At 33.6% G+C, this 21,863-nt stretch carries 16 protein-coding genes; 15 read left to right on the top strand and 1 reads right to left on the bottom strand.

The window, feature by feature from the left end:
• Window positions 1-81 precede the first annotated feature (81 nt).
• From RBH94_RS12120 to RBH94_RS12090, 7 genes are all read left to right on the top strand, one after another.
• Complete coding sequence (locus RBH94_RS12120) at window positions 82-2,835, top strand: substrate-binding domain-containing protein (RefSeq protein ID WP_307881135.1); 2,754 nt, start codon at window positions 82-84, stop codon at window positions 2,833-2,835.
• Window positions 2,836-3,152: 317 nt separating this feature from the next.
• Window positions 3,153-4,469, top strand: a complete 1,317-nt coding sequence (locus RBH94_RS12115) for a sugar porter family MFS transporter (protein ID WP_307881134.1) — start codon at window positions 3,153-3,155, stop codon at window positions 4,467-4,469.
• 8 nt (window positions 4,470-4,477) lie between these two features.
• The gene (locus RBH94_RS12110; RefSeq protein WP_307881133.1) at window positions 4,478-6,088 is read left to right on the top strand and encodes a glycoside hydrolase family 32 protein; all 1,611 of its coding nucleotides are present in this window, start codon (window positions 4,478-4,480) and stop codon (window positions 6,086-6,088) included.
• A gap of 11 nt (window positions 6,089-6,099) precedes the next feature.
• Entirely contained in the window at window positions 6,100-9,255 is a 3,156-nt protein-coding gene (locus tag RBH94_RS12105; protein WP_307881132.1) for a TonB-dependent receptor, read from the top strand.
• Between the two features lie 11 nt (window positions 9,256-9,266).
• Window positions 9,267-11,015, top strand: coding sequence for a RagB/SusD family nutrient uptake outer membrane protein (locus tag RBH94_RS12100; protein ID WP_307881131.1), 1,749 nt, complete (start codon window positions 9,267-9,269; stop codon window positions 11,013-11,015).
• Between the two features lie 108 nt (window positions 11,016-11,123).
• Window positions 11,124-13,316 carry an alpha-galactosidase gene (locus RBH94_RS12095; RefSeq protein WP_307881130.1) on the top strand — a complete coding sequence of 731 codons (2,193 nt, stop codon included), beginning with the start codon at window positions 11,124-11,126 and terminating at the stop codon, window positions 13,314-13,316.
• Between the two features lie 7 nt (window positions 13,317-13,323).
• Complete coding sequence (locus RBH94_RS12090) at window positions 13,324-14,205, top strand: carbohydrate kinase (protein ID WP_307881129.1); 882 nt, start codon at window positions 13,324-13,326, stop codon at window positions 14,203-14,205.
• Between the two features lie 488 nt (window positions 14,206-14,693).
• On the opposite strand, the gene RBH94_RS12085 is transcribed toward RBH94_RS12090, so the two are convergent.
• A complete protein-coding gene (locus RBH94_RS12085) occupies window positions 14,694-15,068 on the bottom strand; it encodes a hypothetical protein (protein WP_188231537.1) in 375 nt (124 codons plus the stop codon).
• Between the two features lie 89 nt (window positions 15,069-15,157).
• On the opposite strand from RBH94_RS12085, the gene xerA reads away from it, so the two are divergent.
• From xerA to RBH94_RS12045, 8 genes are all read left to right on the top strand, one after another.
• Window positions 15,158-16,288, top strand: coding sequence for a site-specific tyrosine recombinase/integron integrase (xerA, locus tag RBH94_RS12080; protein ID WP_307881128.1), 1,131 nt, complete (start codon window positions 15,158-15,160; stop codon window positions 16,286-16,288).
• 96 nt (window positions 16,289-16,384) lie between these two features.
• Window positions 16,385-16,804: a DUF3592 domain-containing protein gene (locus RBH94_RS12075; protein WP_307881127.1), complete on the top strand. Its 420-nt coding sequence runs from the start codon at window positions 16,385-16,387 to the stop codon at window positions 16,802-16,804.
• A gap of 1,221 nt (window positions 16,805-18,025) precedes the next feature.
• Complete coding sequence (locus RBH94_RS12070) at window positions 18,026-18,679, top strand: hypothetical protein (protein ID WP_307881126.1); 654 nt, start codon at window positions 18,026-18,028, stop codon at window positions 18,677-18,679.
• Window positions 18,680-18,863: 184 nt separating this feature from the next.
• On the top strand, window positions 18,864-19,631 hold the full coding sequence (locus RBH94_RS12065) for a DUF4304 domain-containing protein (RefSeq protein ID WP_307881125.1): 768 nt from the start codon (window positions 18,864-18,866) through the stop codon (window positions 19,629-19,631).
• Window positions 19,632-19,756: 125 nt separating this feature from the next.
• A complete protein-coding gene (locus tag RBH94_RS12060; RefSeq protein WP_307881124.1) occupies window positions 19,757-20,221 on the top strand; it encodes a hypothetical protein in 465 nt (154 codons plus the stop codon).
• Between the two features lie 219 nt (window positions 20,222-20,440).
• Window positions 20,441-20,893, top strand: coding sequence for a hypothetical protein (locus RBH94_RS12055; RefSeq protein ID WP_307881123.1), 453 nt, complete (start codon window positions 20,441-20,443; stop codon window positions 20,891-20,893).
• A gap of 153 nt (window positions 20,894-21,046) precedes the next feature.
• Complete coding sequence (locus RBH94_RS12050) at window positions 21,047-21,337, top strand: hypothetical protein (RefSeq protein ID WP_307881122.1); 291 nt, start codon at window positions 21,047-21,049, stop codon at window positions 21,335-21,337.
• Window positions 21,338-21,346: 9 nt separating this feature from the next.
• Window positions 21,347-21,778, top strand: a complete 432-nt coding sequence (locus RBH94_RS12045; protein ID WP_307881121.1) for a hypothetical protein — start codon at window positions 21,347-21,349, stop codon at window positions 21,776-21,778.
• Window positions 21,779-21,863: the final 85 nt, after the last annotated feature.

The raw sequence follows: 21,863 nt of genomic DNA, 5'->3' as shown, positions 1-21,863 counted from the left end.
AGTACATTTTTTATGTTAATTCTAAATTTTTATTAAAATTTATTATCTTACCTTATACCACTAAACTCTTCCTTAAAATTAATGAAACTACGTTTTAATGTTTTACTTAGGCTTATTCTAATTTTTAACTTATTGTTTCTAGCCGCCTGCAAGCCTAACAACGAGCAGCATATTTACAAAATAGGATTCTCTCAAACTGGTTTTGCCGACGATTGGCGTAAAGCCATGAATCAATCCATGCAAATTCAAGCTGCATTTAATCCCAACACTGATTTAAAAATTCTTAATGGTGAGGATAACGTGGAAAAGCAAATTAAAGATATTGAACAACTAATTAAGGAAAAAGTAGATGTTTTAATAGTCTCTCCAGTAAAATCTAAACCCATTACTCCTATTGTAGAGAAAGCTTATAAAGCTGGCATATCTGTTTTAATTGTCGACCGTAAAATTGAAGGTAATAATTATACAGCCTACATAGGAGCCGATAATTATCAAGTGGGTGCAGATGCCGCCAATTACTTAGCCTCTGTTGCAAACACCAAAAGTAATATACTTGAAATAAAAGGATTGTCGGGATCATCGCCTGCCTTAGAAAGAAGTTTAGGTTTTAATAATGTTATAAATAAATCTGAAAATTTAAATGTTGTCACTTCTTTAAATAGTAATTGGGAAAGTTACTCTATAAAAGATTCTCTAAGATATTTTCTAAAAATAAATAATGATATAAATTACATTTTTGCTCATAACGACAGATTAGCACTTGGCGCTTGGGAAGTTGTAAAAGAGGTTGGATTACAACAGGATTTAAAAATTATTGGAGTTGACGGTTTACCTGGGCCCAATGGAGGTATTCAGCTGGTTCAAGAAAACATACTTATGGCGACTATGCTATACCCTACCGGAGGGGACGAAACTATGAAGTTGGTTTCCATGATTTTAAACAATCAAAAGGTACCCAAAAATAACGTTCTTAAAACCATTGTTATTGATTCTAGAAATGCTGAAATAATGAAAAACCAATACGATAAAATTGCTCAGCATCAGTTAGACATTGAAAACCAGCAAAAGCGCATAAGTAAACAGGAACGTATCTATTCAACCCAAAAAAATGTGTTAAGAATTGTTTTAATTTTATTGTTCACCAGCATTTTACTTGGCGCTTATAGCATTTACTCCGGATATAAAATAAAAAAGAGTAAACGCGAATTGGAAATTCAAAATAACAAAATTACCGTTCAAAGAAATCAAATAAAAAAAATAGCCGAAGAGGTAAAAATAAGTAACGAAGCAAAAGTTAATTTTTTTACAGGTTTATCACATGAGTTTAAAACACCGCTAACCTTAATTTTATCTTCCATCGAATCCCTATCAGAAAGCAAAACAATTAAAGACAGTAAAATGCTAAGTGAAGTGGGATTGATTTTTAATAATTCTAAAAGATTGTTACGACTTATTAATCAACTGTTGGATTTCAGAAAAATAGAAGATCGGAAATTTATTTTGAAAGCCTCTGAAACCAATCTGTTTGAATTTTCAAAAATGGTTTTTAAAGACTTTGAAAAAGAAGCTCAAAAAAGAGATATTAAATTTTCTCTGGCTTGTAACAACGAAGCATTGAAAGTATTTTTAGACCGAAATTTAATGGATAAAGTATACTTCAATCTCCTTTCAAATGCTTTCAAATTTACACCTAATAACGGGACTGTTAAGATTAACATTGAAGATGATGCCGAAAGCAATTTTGTTAAAATCCATTTTAAAGATTCCGGCATTGGTATTCCTGAAAATGAATTAAAAAACGTATTCAAACCATTTTATCAGGGTTCAAATAATAATCAGCCCAGCTCTGGAATTGGGCTTCATATTTCAAAAGAATTTATAGAGTTACACAAAGGTACTATTGAAGTGTTCTCGAAACATGGCACCGAATTTATCATCAGTCTATATAAAGGGAAAGCACATTTAAATCCTGAGGAAATTATTTTTGAACCTGACGTAATAGATGATTCAATTATAAAATTTGAAAACGATTATGAAGACGACACGTTCAATCAACAAAATACAGAATCACCTGACGAACATTACTCCATTTTAATAGTTGAAGACAATCCGGATTTACTAAAGTATTTAAAAGGAAAATTAAATTCAGAATATAAAGTCTACACCTCTGAAGGTAGCGATGCCATTGAAAAAGCACTCGAAATAGTTCCAGATATTCTAATCTGTGATGTCAATCTACCCGATAAAAACGGATTTGAAATTTGTAAACTACTTAAACAGGATTTAAGAACATCTCATATTCCAACCATTATTTTAACCGCTTTAAACGATAAAGATTCGTACATAAAAGGATTGCAAAGCGGTGCCGATTTATTTTTAACCAAACCCTTTAGTTTCGGAATTTTGTTTCAGTCTATTAAAACCTTATTATTCAATCGCGAAAAGCTACGCTATTATTATGTTAATAATATGCACAAAATAGAAAGCGACCAAAACTTCGGATTGTTTGAGCAAAACTTCATTACCAGTATCAATAAATTAATCGAAAACAATTTAGATAATTCTAAATTTTCTGTTGAACAATTAGCTGAAGGTCTAAACATTTCAAGAGTTCAGCTTTACAGAAAACTCAAAGCTATTCTAGGTGTTAACATAAGTGATTACATTCTAAACATTCGATTGGAACGCGCCAAAGTTTTACTTGAAACGTCCCCACTAACAGTTTCCGAAATCGCCTATGCAACTGGTTTTTCTACACCAAACTATTTTTCAACAACCTTTAAAAACAAATACAACGTTTCTCCTAAAACGCATAGAACTGAATTTTTAAAATAATAAATTGCTAAATATTGATAATTTTTAATGTTTAAACTCAATAAAATATATAATTAACAATATAGCTTATCGTATTTTAATATATTGCTATTTTCAACAACTTCAAAAACCGTAACAAATTCAAACTTTTATGTAACAATTTTGTATTAACACTTCTTTATTCAAAAAACATCAATCTCTATAAACCCCAGCTAAAACAAGGTGCAACAAACATTTTAAACCCCTATTAACAAATTTGTAACATATTGAAACATTAGAAAAAGAGGAAACTGCCCTTTTGATATAATTTGCGTTCAACTAAACTAATTACCACCACAATGAATCGCAAGATATTAATATGGTCTGTTACGGCAGCATTAGCAGGTTTTCTATTCGGATTTGATACCGTTGTTATATCTGGAGCAGAAAAAAAGCTACAATTATTATGGAACTCATCTGATATGTTTCATGGCGTTGTAGTTATAGGAATGGCCTTATGGGGTACTGTAATAGGAGCTCTTTTAGGCGGAATACCTACCAATAAAATTGGTCGTAAAAAAACCTTGGTATGGATTGGCATACTTTATACCATTTCTGCTATCGGATCGGCTTTTGCCAGTGACCCTATAACATTTGCGGTATTCCGGTTTTTAGGTGGTCTTGGCGTTGGTGCTTCCACTATTGCTGCTCCTGCCTATATTTCTGAAATTGCACCAGCAAAAGACAGAGGTAAGCTTGTTGGACTTTACCAATTTAACATTGTGTTTGGTATTTTAATGGCTTTCTTTTCTAATTATCTTTTAAATGATATTGGAGAAAATGCCTGGAGATGGATGGTTGGTATCGAAGCTTTTCCGGCTGCCTTGTATACTATTTTTGCATTAAGTATCCCTAAAAGCCCAAGATGGTTACTTACTAAGTTAAGAATTTCGGAAGCTAAAAATGTACTTCAAATTATAAATCCCGATCTCGATCCCGAAAAACTTATGATGGAGATTCGTGAAGAAATGGATAATACCATCCCAAATGAAAATATCTTCCTTAAAAAATTCAGATTTCCTTTAATACTGGCCTTTTTAATTGCTTTTTTCAATCAGTTGTCTGGTATTAATGCCTTATTATATTATGCGCCAAGAATTTTAACCGAGGCTGGTTTAGAAGAAAGTTCGGCATTATTAAGCAGTATTGGTGTTGGAGTTACTAACTTAATTTTTACACTTTTAGGTGTAATTCTCATCGACAAGTTAGGAAGAAAGCAACTTATGTACATTTGTTCATTTGGATACATTGTTTCTCTCTCTTTAGTATCTATAGCTTTCTTTTTTAATTGGGAAGGTAGTGCCGTACCTATTTTCCTCTTCCTATTTATTGCCTCTCATGCCATTGGTCAAGGAACGGTAATATGGGTTTTTATTTCCGAAATTTTCCCGAACCATTTAAGGGGTTCCGGACAAGCTTTTGGAAGTTCGGTACATTGGATTCTGGCTGCCGTTGTTCCATCGTTAATTCCTGTATTGTTTTCAACTGTAGGTGCTGGAATGGTATTTCTATTTTTCACCATTATGATGGTATTTCAACTGCTTTTTGTTGCCCTTATGATGCCAGAAACCAAAGGAATTTCTCTTGAAGAATTAAGCAAAACACTAACTAAATAAGATTATAAATGAAAACTATTAAACACCTGGTTGCAATTCTGTTTGCAATGGTTTTCCTATTGTCCTGCAAGGATAAAAGTGAAACCAACAACCAAGACGCACAACTACAAAATGAAGTAGTTACGCTTTCAGAAGAAACGCTATATCGACCTAATTACCACTTTACACCAAAGAAAAACTGGATGAACGATCCTAATGGTATGTTTTATTATAACGGGTATTACCATCTATATTTCCAGTACCACCCAGATAGTAACGTCTGGGGACCAATGCACTGGGGACATGCCATAAGCACAGATATGATTACCTGGAGAGAATTGCCAATTGCTTTATATCCTGACGAATTAGGAACCATATTTTCAGGTAGTGCTGTAGTTGATATCGGCAACACTTCTGGCTTCGGAAAAGTAGATAACTCGGCACCAGTTGTAGCAATGTATACAAGTTCTAAACAAATAGAAGGTACAGATAACTGGAAACAAACGCAAAGTATAGCCTTTAGTAATGATGAAGGTAAAACCTATACCAAATATGAAAACAATCCAGTTATTGATAATAACGAACTAAAAGATTTCCGAGACCCTAAAGTATCATGGGACGGAGAAAGAAACCGTTGGATGATGGTTTTAGCTGCAGGCGATCGCATAATGTTTTACGAATCGAAGGACTTAAAAGATTGGAACTATCTATCAGATTTCGGCCAGGGTATTGGCGGTCACGGCGGTGTTTGGGAATGTCCAGACTTTTTCAAACTTCCTGTTAACGGAACCGATGAAACTAAATGGGTTCTTTTTGTGAGCATAAATCCTGGAGGTCCTAATGGAGGATCTGCTACACAATACTTTATCGGTGATTTTGATGGCACTCAGTTTGCTATGGATGCCGAATTTTCTAAAGCCTTAAATGAAGAACATAACTACTGGATAGACTTCGGAAAAGACAACTATGCCGGTGTATCGTGGTCTAACGCAAGCACAAAAGATGGCAGCAAACTAATGATTGGTTGGATGTCTAATTGGCAATACGCCCAAGCAGTACCCACAGAAACCTGGAGAAGCGCCATGACGGTTGCCAGAAAAGTACAGCTTCAACAAAATGATCAAGGTTACAGATTAGTTTCTAATCCTGTGCGAGAAATTGAAAATTACAGAGGGAAAAAAGTTAAAAAAGAAAACATCTTAATTGCTGAAGAAACTAAAATTATAGATTCAAAAACTATTGATTTAACCAGTGCTGAAATAACATTTAATATTTCAGATTTAAACCCAGAAAGTAGTTACACTTTTAAACTATCTAATAAATCAGGAGATGAATTGCTTTTTGGTTACGACCATATAAAAAACAACTTTTTTATAAACCGAAGTAAATCTGGAAAAGTAGATTTTTCAAAAGATTTTGCAAGTAAAATAACAGTAGCACCAAGAACCTCTACTAATAAAAATTTATCAGGAAAAATTCTTTTAGACAAAACATCTATCGAATTATTTTTTGATGGTGGAGAATCTGTTCTAACTGAGATTTTCTTTCCTAATGCACCATACGAACAACTAAGCTTAAAACCAACTAATCAAGAATTTAACCTTGATACTATAGAAGTAAATCAACTAAACTTTAACTAAACTAATTAATTATGAAATGTAAAAAACTTTTACTGCTATCGCTATTTGCGTTATTGAGTCATTATGCTCAGGCGCAAATTAGCGGAACTGTTACAGCTAAAGAAGACGGTATGCCTTTACCGGGAGTTTCTGTAATTGTTTTCGGGACAACGCAAGGAACGGCCACCGATTTTGATGGAGACTATATCCTTGAAAATGTGAGCGGCGATGCCATATTGGTGTTTAGCTATATTGGGTATAAGACTCAGGAAATTCAAGTCAACGGGCAAACGGTAATTAATGTTGTTTTAGAAGCCGATGCCAGCGAACTTGAAGAAATTGTAGTTACAGGATATTCCAAAGAACGAAAAGTAGATGTTACTGGAGCAATTACAGTGGTTGAACTCGGCCCTACCGAAGGTGTTAGCTTAAGTTCTGGTAGTGCTGTTCAAGGTCTGCAGGGGCAAGTTCCAGGATTATTTATTGAAAAAAACGGAGATCCAACAGGAACCAGTAACAATGTGTTAATTCGTGGAGCAACTACTTTAGGAAACAATAACCCTTTGTATGTTATTGATGGTGTTCCTACAGTTAGACAGGAAGTCTTTGCAGGTATAAACCCTAGTACAATAGAATCTGTGCAAGTACTTAAAGATGCATCTGCATCATCACTCTATGGAGCAAGAGCAGGAAATGGGGTTATTATCGTTACTACAAAAAATAGTGCCAAGGCCGCCGGAGGTGAAAAGTTTAAGGTCAGCATAAACTCAAATGTTTCAATGCTTTCTGAAAAACAGCAACGTTATGATATGCTAAATGCACAACAAAGAGGTCAAGTGCTGTGGCAAGCCTCGGTTAACGACGGAGCAGATCCGAATGCGGGTTATGGTGAAATTTATAATTTCGATTGGAATGGTGATTATAACAACCCTGTATTAAATAGTGTTTCAGTTCAGCCTTATGTTGGAGGCGATACAAGTGTTCCGGTTGGAGATACAGATTGGCAAGATGTGATGTATGAGAAAGGTTTTGTTTATAACAACGAAATCTCAGTTTCAGGAGGAACAGATAACTCGTTTCACCTAATTAATATAGGGCATTTAAAAAATACAGGGATTTTAAAATATACCGGATACGAAAGAATTAACGGAAAATTAAATTCTAATTTCAAATTATTCAACAACAAAGTTAGAATAGGTATTAATACGCAGTTATCAACTTCCGATGAAACTCTGGCCTCACAGGATGTTGGAAGTGCCAGAATTCCAAGTTTATCGGTTACTATGGCTCCAACTATCCCGGTTTACGATGAAAACGGAAATTTTGCAGGACCCCTCGGAGCTGGATATTCAGATAGAAACAACCCGCTTTTAATGCAATACATTAACCGTTGGGATAATACTGAAAGAACAACCATTTTTGGTAATATTTATGCTGAATTAGATATCATTAAAAACTTAACCTTTAGAACAAGTTTAGGACTAGATTATAGCGATTATCGCAGAAAAGATATAGAACCAAGAGTATATAATGGTTTTATTACGCGAGCTAATAACAGACTTATTTTAGACACGAACAAGTTTACCAGTTTAGTATTTACCAATACTTTAAATTATCAATTAGAATTAGGCGACAAACATAAATTTGGAGTTTTATTAGGAACTGAATCTATAAAAGACGACTTAGATAGACTATATGCGCAGGCTGATGGTTTTGCTGTTGAAACAGAATCCTTTTTTCAATTAGGAGCAGCTACAGGAGCCAGAACAAACAACGGAAGTTCTACCGGAAGCCGGTTATTATCGCAATTCGGAAAAATTAATTATGCCTTTGAAGACCGATATTTAGCATCATTCACATTACGTCGTGATGGTTCTTCACGATTTGGTGCCGAAAACAGATACGGGGTATTCCCAGCAGGTACTTTAGGATGGAAAATTAGTAATGAAGAATTCTGGAAAGAAAATGACATTTTAAACTCATTAAAATTAAGAGCAGGTTACGGAGAAGTTGGGAACCAATCTATTGGTGATGTTGCGCGTTTTGGACTTTATGAATCAAGATATGGTTTAAATCAATCTCAATTAGCAGGGGGCTTTTTCGAAATTTACTATAACGTCGGAACAGCTTACGATTTAAATGGTGCCGATACTGGTAATTTACCATCCGGTTTCGTTTCTATTCAAGCGGCGAATCCAGGGTTAAAATGGGAAACAACAAAAGAGTTTAACTACGGGGTTGATTTCACCATGTTTAACAATAATTTGGTAGGATCGTTTGATTATTTCACCAGAGAAACTAGCGATATATTAACAACTCCTCCAATTGCTTCAGCAATTGGCGAAGGTCAGCAACGTGTTCTTAACGGAGCAACAACCGAAACTAAAGGATGGGAATTAGCGCTTTCATATTCCAAAACCTTAAATAACGGATTAAAATTTACTGTAGCTACTAATTTTGGTGCCTTTAAAGATGAAATTACGGAATTACCAGAAGAAGTCGTTTCATCTTATCCTGGAACGGTTGAAAACTCTATTATCGGTCATTCACAATTTTCAATTTTTGGATACAAAACCGCTGGATTATTTCAAAGTCAAGCCGATATAGATGCCAGTCCTACTCAGGTAGGTGCGCGCCCAGGAGGTATTAAATTTCAGGATTTAGATGGTAATGGTAGTATAGGGCCTGAAGACAGAGATTTTCTTGGAACGACACTCCCAGATTTGGAATACGGTATCAGAATTAATTTAGAATATAAAAACTTCGACTTATCCTTATTTGGCTCTGGAGTTACCGGTAGAATTGGTCAGGATCCTTACATTTTCTGGAACAACTTTGTCCAAGGTAGAGAAAATGCCGGATTAGGCGTGTTAAATGCCTGGACGCCTAACAATACGAGAACAGATATCCCTTCTTTATCTTTAGCTTTTAACGACCAAAGAATTTCAGATTACTTGTACAGAAAGAACTCTTACTTTAAGTTAAGAAACCTTCAAGTTGGTTATTCATTCCCTGAAGAATTAATTAACAAATGGGCTGGAATGACAGGTTTAAGAATGTATTTACAAGGAGAAAATTTATTCTGGTTTACACCTAATAATTATATAGGCGCAGACCCTGAAAGAACCAATGTGGAAAATATTCCTAATCCGACAATACTTTCAATAGGACTTAATGTAAACTTTTAAAAATGACAACAATGAAAAATATAAAAACAATATGGTTAGGAATATTAGCGGCATTTTTACTGGTTGCATGTTCCAATGATTTCCTTGAATACGAACCTGAAGGTGTATTGTCTAATGAAAATGTAGCAACAGCAGAAAATGCTGAAGCCTTAGTGGTTGCGGCTTACGCTGGGATAGGAAATGATGAAATGATTGGCCCTTTAACCCACATGTGGGTATATGGTAGTGTACGCTCTGATGATGCTTACAAAGGCGGTGGCGGTCGTAGCGATGTTGATATTATAGACCGTTACGAACAATATAACTTGACCATTGCAGACGACCCCCTAGATTGGATGGGACCAAGAACCTGGACTAACTATTACAAAGCCATTTCGCGAGCAAATTTTGCATTAGAAGTTATTAATGATATTCCTGATGTCGATTATGCGAACAAGACTTTAAGACAAGCAGAGCTTCGTTTTTTAAGAGCACACTCGCATTTTATCTTAAAGTTACTATTCAAAAAAATACCTTATATCACAGAAGGTCTATCACAGGAGGAGATTCTTCAGGTATCTAACGATGTAGATAACGACGCCCTTTGGAATACTATTGCAGATGATTTCTTGTTCGCTTACAACAATTTGCCGCAAGCACAGGATCAAGTAGGTAGAGCCGATAAAAATGCGGCCGCAGCCTATTTAGCTAAATTAAGATTATATCAGGCTTACGAACAAAACGATAATCATCAGGTAACCAACATTAACACGGCGCGTTTACAGGAAGTTATCGATTATGCTAACGATGTAACCGGAGCTTTAGAACCTGATTACGGTAACAACTTTTTAAATGGTTTTGATAACGGCCCTGAGTCTATTTGGGCAGTACAGTTTTCTATAAACGACGGAACAACGGTAAGCAGAGTAAGCTTTGTAACAGGTTTAAACTCGCCACATGGCACAGGATTATATGGATGTTGTGGTTTCCATTTGGCCAGTCATAATATGGTAAATGCATTTAAAACCAATGCCGATGGATTACCTCTAATAGACACCTTTAACGATAGTAATATTTTTAATGTTGTCGATGCTAATGGAAAAACGCCTTTGGCAGCAGGCATTACTTTAGACCCTAGAATAGATCACACCGTAGGTATACCTGGACGTCCGTTTAAATACAGAAATACAGTGAACCAATCGGGAGATATGATTTACAATTTTAGTTGGGCTAGAGATCCTGGAGTGTATGGGTATTTTGGTAATATGAAAGAACAACAAGCTCCTGATTGCTCATGCTATGTAAAAGAAGGCCCTTTTGTTGGAACCTCTAAAAACATTGACTTTATAAGATATGCCGATGTACTTTTATTCAAGGCCGAAGCTTTAATTCAATTAGGACAAGTTGATCAAGGTGTTACTCTAATTAATGAAATAAGAACGCGCGCAGCCAATAGTACGCAACGTCCTATTGATGCCGGAGCAAGCGATGTTTATAATATTGGAATGTATCCTATGGGTATGTCTAAAGAAGATGCCTTTAAAGCCTTAATGTTTGAAAGACGTTTAGAATTTGGAATGGAAGGCCCAAGATTTTTCGACCTGGTAAGATGGGGAATTGCAGAACCTGTTTTAAATGCCTATTTAAATGTTGAAAAAACTAGAAAAGATTTCTTATCCAGCGCAAAATTTACAGCCGGACGCGACGAATACTACCCAATTCCTCAAAGAGAAATTGACTTTACTGGAGGTGATTTGTACAAACAAAATCCAGGGTATTAAACAGATTAAGAATTTGGTTTGATTTAGTAGTTTTTAATTCGAGTGGGCATCATCTAATGTGTCCACTTGAATTTTTAAGTAAAAACGAATGCTTTTAAATTTTAAATTATGAAATTAAAATATGCCATCCTATTACTAACGTTGGTAGCCTTCTTTAATGGAAGATCCCAACAAGTAATCCCAATTGAAACTAAAGATTTTTCTATGGTATTTAAAACAGACCAAAACAAAAGATTATGGAATGTTTACTTCGGAAAAAAACTTTCAAACCTGTCTGATTATAATCAAATAGCTGATCAATATGAGTTCCCAAATTCCAACGCTGGAATTTACAATGCCGCTTACACACCTTCGGGAACTTGGAGCTTGTCAGAACCTGCAATACAGGTAACTCACGCCGATGGCAATCAAGCTACAGATTTAATATTTGAAGAAGTTATCACTACAGAAGTCGATGAAGCTTCTCTTACTAAAATAAAATTAGTTGACCCGATTTATAATTTAAACATAATTTTAAACTTTAAAGTTTGGAAAGATCTAAATGTAATCGAACAATGGACCCAAATTAATAATAACGAAGACGGTTCTATAGATCTAAAAAAATATGCATCAGCAAATTTATATTTTACCAATAAAGATTTTTTTCTCACGCATTATCAAGGTGAATATCTTCGAGAATTACAACCTGTAGAAGAAAAACTTTCGCAAGGTACTAAGGTTATCGAGTCTAAATTAGGAACCCGGGCTATGTTACTTGGAAGCCCTAATTTTATGCTTTCTTTTGAAACACCTTCACAAGAAGACAGCGGTTTAGTCGTTCTGGGGCAATTAGCATGGAGTGGTAATTATAAGCTGGAATTTGATATTGATTCTCATCAAAACTTAAGGCTACTTGCAGGAATAAATCCTTACGAATCCACCTATACGTTAAACAAAGGCGAAAGCTTTAAAACCCCCTCACTTATTTACACCGTTTCAGACAAAGGAGCTGGAAATGCCTCAAGACAAATACATTCATGGGCTAAAAACTATAGAGTTCTTGATGGCAACGGCGACCGTTTAACTCTTTTAAATAATTGGGAAGCTACGTATTTTGATTTCAATGAAAGCAAATTATCAAAACTCATAGAAAACACAAGTCATTTAGGTTTAGATTTATTTTTATTGGATGACGGTTGGTTTGGAAATAACCATCCGAGAAATAATGATGATGCCGGTTTGGGTGACTGGAAAGAAAACAAAAAAAAATTACCAAACGGCCTGAGATATCTCGTAAAACAAGCTAAAAAAAATGATATAAAATTCGGGATCTGGATTGAACCGGAAATGGTTAATCCCGAAAGTGATTTATTCAAAACGCATCCGGAATGGGTTATTAAACAACCCGAGCGTCCTGCCAAACTGTACCGGAATCAAATGGTTTTAGATTTAACAAATCCAGAAGTACAAGATTTTGTTTATGGTATAGTTGACCACCTATTTACCGAAAATCCTGAAATAGCTTTTATAAAATGGGATTGTAATGCTGTTATTTATAACGCGTATTCAAACTATTTAAACGAAAACAAAGTTTCGCAAAATCACCTTTATATAGATTATGTTCATGGTTTATACGATGTTTTAAAACGCATTCGTGAGAAATACCCAAAAGTACCAATGATGCTTTGTTCTGGCGGTGGCGGTAGAGCCGATTACGGATTTCTAAAATATTTTACCGAATTCTGGCCAAGTGATAACACCGAACCTATTGAGCGTATTTTTCTTCAGTGGAACTATTCCTTTTTTTTTCCTGCTGTAACTATGGATTGCCATGTAACCCATTGGGGAAAACAACCTTTAAAATTCAAAGTAGATGTGGCTAGCATGGGTAAATTAGGTTTCGATATCGATTTAAGCCACATGAGTCAAGAAGACATTCAATTCGCAAAACAATCTATTCAAAATTATAACGGGTTTAAAAATGTAGTCTTACATGGCGAGCAATATCGCTTAGCCAGTCCTTATAAAAATCCATTCGCTTCACTCATGTACGTCAATAATGATAAATCTCAGGCTATTATGTTCAATTTTTTAAGCTCTAATAGATTCATGGAAATTATGACTAAAAGGCCAATTAAATTAAAAGGCTTAAATCCCGATAAGCATTATAAAGTAAAAGAAATCAACTTATACAACAATACAAAAACTACTATAAATGAGTCAGCTGTTTATTCCGGTGATTTTTTAATGACGGTTGGTATAAACCCAAATATAACAGGGAACCGAACGAGCGTGATTCTAAAATTTGAAGAAGTAAATTAAAGAATATATGTCAAAAATTGTATGTTTCGGAGAAGTACTTTGGGATATTTTTCCAACACATAAAAAAATAGGTGGAGCACCTCTAAACGTAGCTTGTAGATTAAAATCGTTTAATCATGATGTTGTTATGATGAGTGCTGTAGGAGAAGATGAAAATCGTTATGAGCTTATTGAACACCTGCAAGAACAAAGTGTAGATACTAAACATATCCAACAAAACACCGAATATAAAACCGGAGAAGTTAATGTAATGCTTAATGAAAAAGGTATCGCATCTTACGACATAGCATATCCAAGAGCATGGGATGAAATTAAACTCACCGAAAGTAACAAAAAGGCTGTCTCTGATGCCGATGTTTTTGTCTTTGGAAGTCTTGTGGCCAGAGATGAAAGGTCTAGAAACACATTATATCAGTTATTAGATCTTGCTAAATATAAAGTTTTCGATTTGAATCTTAGACCGCCTTACTATACTGAAAATGTTTTGCTTCATTTGTTAAATAAGGCTGATTTTATAAAGTTTAATGATGAAGAACTATACGAAGTAGCAGGGTTTTTAGGCTCTAAATACAATTCATTAGAACAAAACTTAATGTTTATAGCTGAAAACACAAATACCAGACATATTTGTGTTACGAAGGGAGAACATGGGGCTGTATTGTTATACAACGAAAAACTATATTATAATAGTGGCTACCTTATAAAGTTGGTCGATACTGTTGGTGCCGGCGATTCGTTTTTAGGCTCACTAATTAGCCAATTACTAAAAAATGTAAATCCACAGCAAGCAATCGATTTTGCCTGTGCAGTTGGGGCTTTAGTTGCACAAAGAGAAGGTGCAAATCCAATGATAGAATTAGATGTAGTAAATCAATTTATTAATCCTTAAGGTGTAGCTTTAAATGGCTAGTGTTATAAAAAAAAAGAGACATTTTTTAGAATTAGATTTATACATACCAGATTAGCATAACATATTTTTTATAATTTCATGAAAATTAAATATTCCCTAATCTATTTCCTATACGACTCAACTCAAAAAAGTAAAAGATTTAGAACGTAAGTATATCGTAAAAATGGATCAGTCTCAAAAGGTGTGTTCACTTTTGAAATCAAATGTAAGAAATTCATTTAGATAGAACATAAAAAACGGTTTAAAGCGAACTAATCCGTTTCATTTCAAAACTTTACGTTTTGTAGCAAGAGCGGGCCACGATCCCGCGACCTCCGGGTTATGAACTTGAAGCCATAACCTTTCAAAAACCATTTTACTGGGGCTTTCAGCAGTATGTTTTACAAAAACGTATTCGTTTCCGTATTCAAATCGTATTCAGTTTGATGTCTTGATTAGACATTTAATTTTTAATAAAAATAATACAATTAATTCATATAATCTTGCCACTGGATTAGAATATATTTTTCAAGGTTTTGCTCTTTCTTCTTCAAAAAACCATATTCATAAACAAATAAATAAACATCTCCTTTTTGGTTCTTCCAATAGTGAGTGAAAAATTTAGAATTGAACCCTTGTTCTTTTAAAACATTAGCTCTTACAGTGGCTTTTCCTGCCTTATTAAAACTCTTCAAAATTTTACGGTTGAGTTTTAATTGATTATCCACCTGATTATAAAATCTTGGGGCCTCTTCTAAAGATCGGCGATAGTGATACGAGCTCTTACAGTGTAAATCACAAAACACTTTATCCGATCTTCCTGTTAATTCCTTTCCGCAAGATTTACACCCATTTCTTTTCATTTTTATTATTTAATCGAATGTTACACGAATACTATTCGTATAAGATACTCTTTTTTAAAAGATTATAAGTAAATTCAACAAAAAATGTCATGGCTTTAAACCTTCATATCACCTTAAAACACCTTTTAATAGATGATGTACCGCAAATTGGTCTTAAATTTTATGCCAACTCAACCATAGAAATTCTAATTAAAGAATTAGAAGATGTGAAATGGAGTAAAGAGTTTACTATGTTCTATGTTCGAAACACAAAAGCTAACCTTGACGCTATTTTTAAATTATTTAAAGGTGTTGCATGGATTGACACCAAGTATTTTTTTGAAAAAACAAGAGCTAAAAACCTTGATGAAACCTTTGATGCCAGTTGGGTTTACAAGAGAAATAGACATGAAAATTATAAATTTTGTCCAGATAGCTATCTGCAAAAATTAGAACTCAAAAAATATGCGAATAATACCGTAAAAACCTATGTATCCTGCTTTGAAAGCTTTATAAATTACTATAACGATCAAGACATTAACACACTAGATGAAAATGATATTAGAAATTATTTAGAATATTTAATAAAAACAGAACGGTCTGATAGCTACATAAACCAAGCTGTTAACAGTATTAAATTCTACTATGAAACTGTATTAGGATTACCAAACAGGTTTTATAGTATTGAGCGTCCTAGAAAATCAAAGAAACTACCCGTTGTACTTTCAAAACCTGAAGTTTTATCTATTATATCTAATGCCAATAACTTAAAACACAAATGCATTATATCCCTACTCTATTCTGCTGGACTTAGACGATCTGAACTCTTAAATTTAAAGCTAACCGACATAGAAAGTAAACGAATGCTTATCAAGGTGAGAGATGCGAAAGGAAATAAAGACAGATACACTATATTATCTGAAAAAGTACTAAAAGATTTAAGGGAATATTACAAACAATATAGACCAACAAATTATTTGTTCGAAGGACAAAACAAAGACCAGTACAGTGCTAACAGTGTAGGTAAAGTGGTATCTAACACGGCTAAACAAGCTGGTGTTAAAATACCTGTAACAGCTCACACCCTACGCCATAGTTTTGCTACACATCTATTAGAAGCCGGAACAGATATTAGATATATTCAACTTTTACTAGGACATAACTCTACGAAAACCACTGAAATATATACTCATGTTGCAAAAAACAGTTTTAGTTCTATAAAAAATCCGTTAGACTTGTAAGTATTTATGTATATTTGGGTGTATATATAATAAAAATAAACACACCAGTGTGTTTATACACATGTTGTAGGTAATTTTGACAACCCAAGAAACTGAATGGAAAACTTAATTGGAGCAATTGTCTTTTTAATAGTTGGAGGTGGATTTTTATACGCTGGATTTTACGTTCGGAATTCAAATCGTAGAATACAAACAAGCGGAATTAAAACAAGAGCTAAAATAATTGACTTTATAGAGGAACGTAGCAAAGACGCTGACGGAGATTCACAAATCTATCACTTTCCTGTTGTTCGATTTACGGACAAAAACGGAATTGAAACAACCCAAAAGTTGGACTCAAGCGCAAATCCAAAACGGATAAATCAACCGATTGATATAATTTACTTGAAAAAGGATAATGAGTACGAGATAATAATAAACAGTGAGTTCTGGAAAACATATTTTCCAATGATTTTTATAGTCAGTGGATTTTTATTTTCTGGAATTGGAATTGTGTGGTTGATTAATAAAATATGAATGAATAAAAAACTACCTACAACAATGTATAACAACAATCGCGGCTTTGTGTCCTGCGGACACAACCGCGCAAGCATAAAAGTCGGGAATTTTAGCTATCTTAGTTTCTAAACAATCCGCAACTGATTGTTATACAAGACCGTTGTGGTGCATATAAAATGAAAGAAAAAAAGGAGCATATAGAATTAATAAGTTTAATAATCCTAATTGTTTTTACAGCCATATCATGGGGTGGAACATTTTTTAAAATTAATAACTCCCCTCTTGGGCTAATAATAAATTTGGTTTCAATGCTATTTATCTGGTTAAGTTTAACTGGTCTTTTTTGGGTGAAATTACGACCTGGCAGATTCGAATTTTTAATTGGATTAATATGCCTACTACTAATGATTACATCAGTAATATTCTCCACTAACCATTACCCATATTCAAAGTATTTAACAGTTCTCTCTACAGTTGTAACAATTCCCTTCGCTGTTTACTTGAAATGGTTTAGAAAAAAATGACAGTTAAGAAGTTGATATCAAGAATTTTGAATGGAATTTTCATTCTAACAATTCTACTTTTCATCCTTGACGGACTAACTTCATTTGAAATTAAAAGTCAAGCGATAAAGTCATTCACTTATTTCGGGTTGATGGTTTTAACACCTATAATTTTAGTGTGGAATCTATGGACTTTAAAAACGAGAAAAAGGAAAATAATAGGTTCGATTCTTTCAATTATAACATTAAGTGGAATCATGTTAATTGGACCTATGAAAATCATGTTTTCCTCAGGTAGTTGGAAAACTCAAACTGTATTATATCAAAACGGACATTTGACTTTTAAAAAAAATAGAATTTCAAATGCAAGATGTTGGAGCATTAGGTTATAATAAACGGACAGTTGAAGTGATTTACCTTACGAGCTTGTTTATGATTGTGAGGCCTATAGAAAAGGATATAAAGGAAAGAGTTGAATGGATAAAAGTTGATAAAGAGATAAATGAACTTAGGCTGAAATTTCCATAAAAACGACACCACAACACGGTATATAGCCAATAGGGCGTTCGGTGGTTTAAGAAAATCCTGTGGTTATTTGAAACACCGCCAAATCGTTGATTTGGCTTTTAAGAATGAATAAATTAAAAACAAAATACAACGATTTGGCTCAGTGCAAACCCGAAAGTTTATCGCTTTCTACTGCCCTACTTGCCATATACTAAACGTTGTACTGCATTTGAGAAAAAAATACGAAATAGAATTAAACGGAGTAAAAATTGGGACAACTGATTTTGAATATGCGGACACGCCAATGGGAGTTGTTCACGGAAAAATCGATTTCGAAAATGTAGAATCGCCTTATGAACTAATTAGAAATCATTGTAAAAAATTTAAAGTTCAAATAAACCAGGATGAACCGAAACATAAGATTATAGATACAGTTGTAATTCCTGAACTGAAAGTCTATCTCGAAAACGGAATTGAACTAATTGGTTGGGGCGGAGCAATTACAGGAATGGATAATGAGGAATATGAAATTCAGTTCGGTGGTGTTGATTACAGATTAATGCAAACAGAATTTGCTCATCATTATTACGAATATTTTAAAGATGAGTGCGACTTAATTAAAATAAAAATTGACCAAGAATTTATAGAAATCTGTAAAAAAATAATCTCAAAAAATCTAACTGAAAATGAATGGGCTGAAATTGAAAGCTCAGACGAATTCCAGACAGAAAGTTATTCCGGAGGGTTTGATGCGACAGAGATGGAATTTTGTTTTAGTTTTTATGATAATAATCAAGAATATTGGTTTCAATTAAGTTTGACTGACATAAAAAGAATTAAAAATGGAGAAACAGAATATTTATATCCAAGAAAAGCGGACTAAAAACGCAGTACAACAATGTATAACCGCAATTACGGCGGATTCGACTACGTCCGAATCCACTCGGAATTGCTAACGTCAGTCCTTAACCGAAAGTTAGTAACTTTAAACCCGTAACTGACGGTTATACGAGACCGTTAGCTATAACCAAATGAATTCCAAAAATCTACCAAAAAGATTCCTAAAAATGGAGGAATGGAATAGTCATGAAGAATACATGAATTATTTTAATTTCATCCGACCATTTCATTTAAAAACTAGTGAATTTAAGAAGATAATAACCAAAAATCTTTCTCCTAAAATTAGAAAATTGGGCTTTAGTGGTTCAGGATTTAAATTTATCAAAAAAATTGACAATGGATATGTCCATATTTTTGAACTAACTGCTACAAAATATGGCGGTGGATGTGAAATATTTGTAGGTGTTCATCTTGATTTTTTACCTGCATCATACTGGTTAAAAAAGAATATTAACAAAATGAATATACATGATTGTTTTCTTGTAAAAAGAATAACACTTCCGAATGACAACCCTATTTTTTATTATGGCAATACTGAAAATGAAGCAATAGAAACAACTGAATATATCTTACAAGCTTTTAACAATCATGGTTTAACTTTTCTAAATAATTTTACAAATTTCCCATTACCCTTCGATAAAATCAACTTGGAAAAAATAATGAATAAGTCAGTTGACTTTCTAAACCAAGAAAATATTTTAGATGGGCAACATGAGCTATCAATTGTTAGAATATTACAAAAAATAAATCAAACAGATGAAGCTAAAAAAATTGTCAATTACTTATTTGAAAACAATAAAAAGCTAAAAGATAATTTTGCATTTAAACCTTTGTTTGATAGGATATTAAATGATAATATTGATTTTTTCTATAATGAAAATGAAATAGAAGAATTGACCTCAAAAATTAAAAAGGCTATAGCTAACATCGTATAAAAATAATGCGTAGTTTAGTACAAAATCAAAAATTAGTACGTATTTGGTCACTCTGATTTTCCTACGGAAAATCCTCGGACACAAAACCGCACTATTCTTATACAAACCGTTAGCACCAATGTAAAATGACAAACGCAGATTCATATTTCGAGATTAAAGGAATAAACGAAAATGACTTTATCCGAATTGATGTTAACGGACTGAAATTTCCATTTGCCGAACTAGATTGGGACAAAAATGTGCTGAATTTAGTCGTTAAATTAAATGTCGGTGCTTTTTCTGCAAATTTATCAACTGATATAATGACGACGGATTTTGAAGTTTTTAAACGAGAGCTTAAATATTTGTATGATAATTTAAAAGCGACAGCAACTCTAGAGGGAATTGAGGCAGATTTGTCAATACACATTTATGGAGACGGAATTGGACATTTAAATGCAAAATGTTACTTGACGGATTTCTATCCAGATGGAAACGAATTGAAATGCGAAATCGGATTTGACCAAACTCAAATTCCTGAACTGATTAAACAACTGGAAAAAATAACAACAGAATTTCCAACGACTGGAAAATTAAAAATACCAAATTGAAAAAAACACTGGTGCTAACACAGTGTATAATTCATTGCTTCCGATTTTCCTCACGGAAAATCCTCGCAACTTTACTATCTTAGTTTCTTAACCCGAAAATCCTGCGGATTTTCACGCAACGAAACTATACACAAACCGTTGTAGAGCATTTGAAAAATGAGAAAAACGACATTAATTTTACTTCTAATTTCGACTCTATTTTTAAGTTGTAAAACTCAAATGGAGAAAATAAAAACCAATGACAAAACCTTAATTGTCGTAAATAATGAATGGGTTCTAACTAATCCAACTGAATTTATTTCTGAACGTAAAAAAAATAAATCAATAGAAGTAGTTGAAAAGCCTTTATCAGAAATCAAATACGCAACGAATTACCAAAAAATAATCGGACTTAATAATGTTTCGGACTTTAATCCTGAATTAGGAATTGATTATGAGTTTGTGAAAAATATTGACCCAAAAAAAGAAATCTTTTATTTGGTGGACGGAATGCCAACTCACGATTACAGATATGTTTATCAACGTTTAATTTCAAAAAAAGTAAAAGAAATAAATAACTTAGGAATTAATCAAGCTATTGCGATTTGGGGAAAACGAGAGGGAAAAAATGGAGCGATTCAAATTAAAACTTTTAACAAAGACGATGTTGTGATTCCTATAATAATAAATTAAAAAACGCACTACAACACCATGTATAATTCATTGCTTCCGATTTTCCTCACGGAAAATCCTCGCAATTTTGCTATCTTGGTTTCTTAACACGAAAATCCTGCGGATTTTCACGCAACGAAACTATACACAAACCGTTAGGTGCAATTACGAATAATGAAAGTCACTGATAAAGAAGATAGATTTTGGTTTTTCCTTGAGGATGGAATAGACTTTTACATTGATGTGTACTGTAATGTATCAGCATTCGGATTCTCAATGCTAATAAAGTTGAATAAAGAAGAATCTGAGAGTTATAGAATATCAGGACATGAATTTTTAAAAGAGCTAGCTCGTGATATTCAATACTATTCTCAATCCAAATATAAAGACCGCCACACCTCGGGCGAAATCGGAAAAATTGCACATGATGCAATAGTGGCTTTTAATAAAAAAAATAGACCCTGATATTCATTAATGAGAGAGGAAATATTCAATTACATTAAAGAAGGAATTGAGCTTCAAAACGGAACCAAAATCCATTGGAACACTCTGCTTACCGATTTAATCCCAAAATCAGAATCTCATAATATAACAGAGGATTACCTAACTATGAGTTTTGGCGTAGTTGAAATTGCTAAAGGATTAAAAATAAAACTTACTGCAACCTACTCCCCATTTGAAAACAAGACCCTTGATTATCTCAAAGGAAGTGTCAAAGATGAAAATGAAGCATTAGCTTTAGTAACTCAACTAAAAGAAAATCTTGGAAATCCTGATAGTGATGAAATTGGTAAGTGGGGTATTTGGATTCATTGGGAAAATGAAAAACATAAAATAGGAATCAGAACACGAGACCATCACGGAGGTAGTTGGTTCGAATATTATATAGAATTAAAAAGCACCTAACACGGTATATAGCAAATAGGGCGTTCAGTGGTTTACGAAAGCTCTGTGGTTATTTGAAACACCGCCAAATCGTTGATTTGGCTTT

The organism is Aestuariibaculum sp. YM273 (assembly GCF_030908365.1).
Classification (GTDB): Bacteria; Bacteroidota; Bacteroidia; order Flavobacteriales; family Flavobacteriaceae; genus Aestuariibaculum; species Aestuariibaculum marinum.
This window is presented reverse-complemented; position numbering and strand designations above follow the sequence as displayed.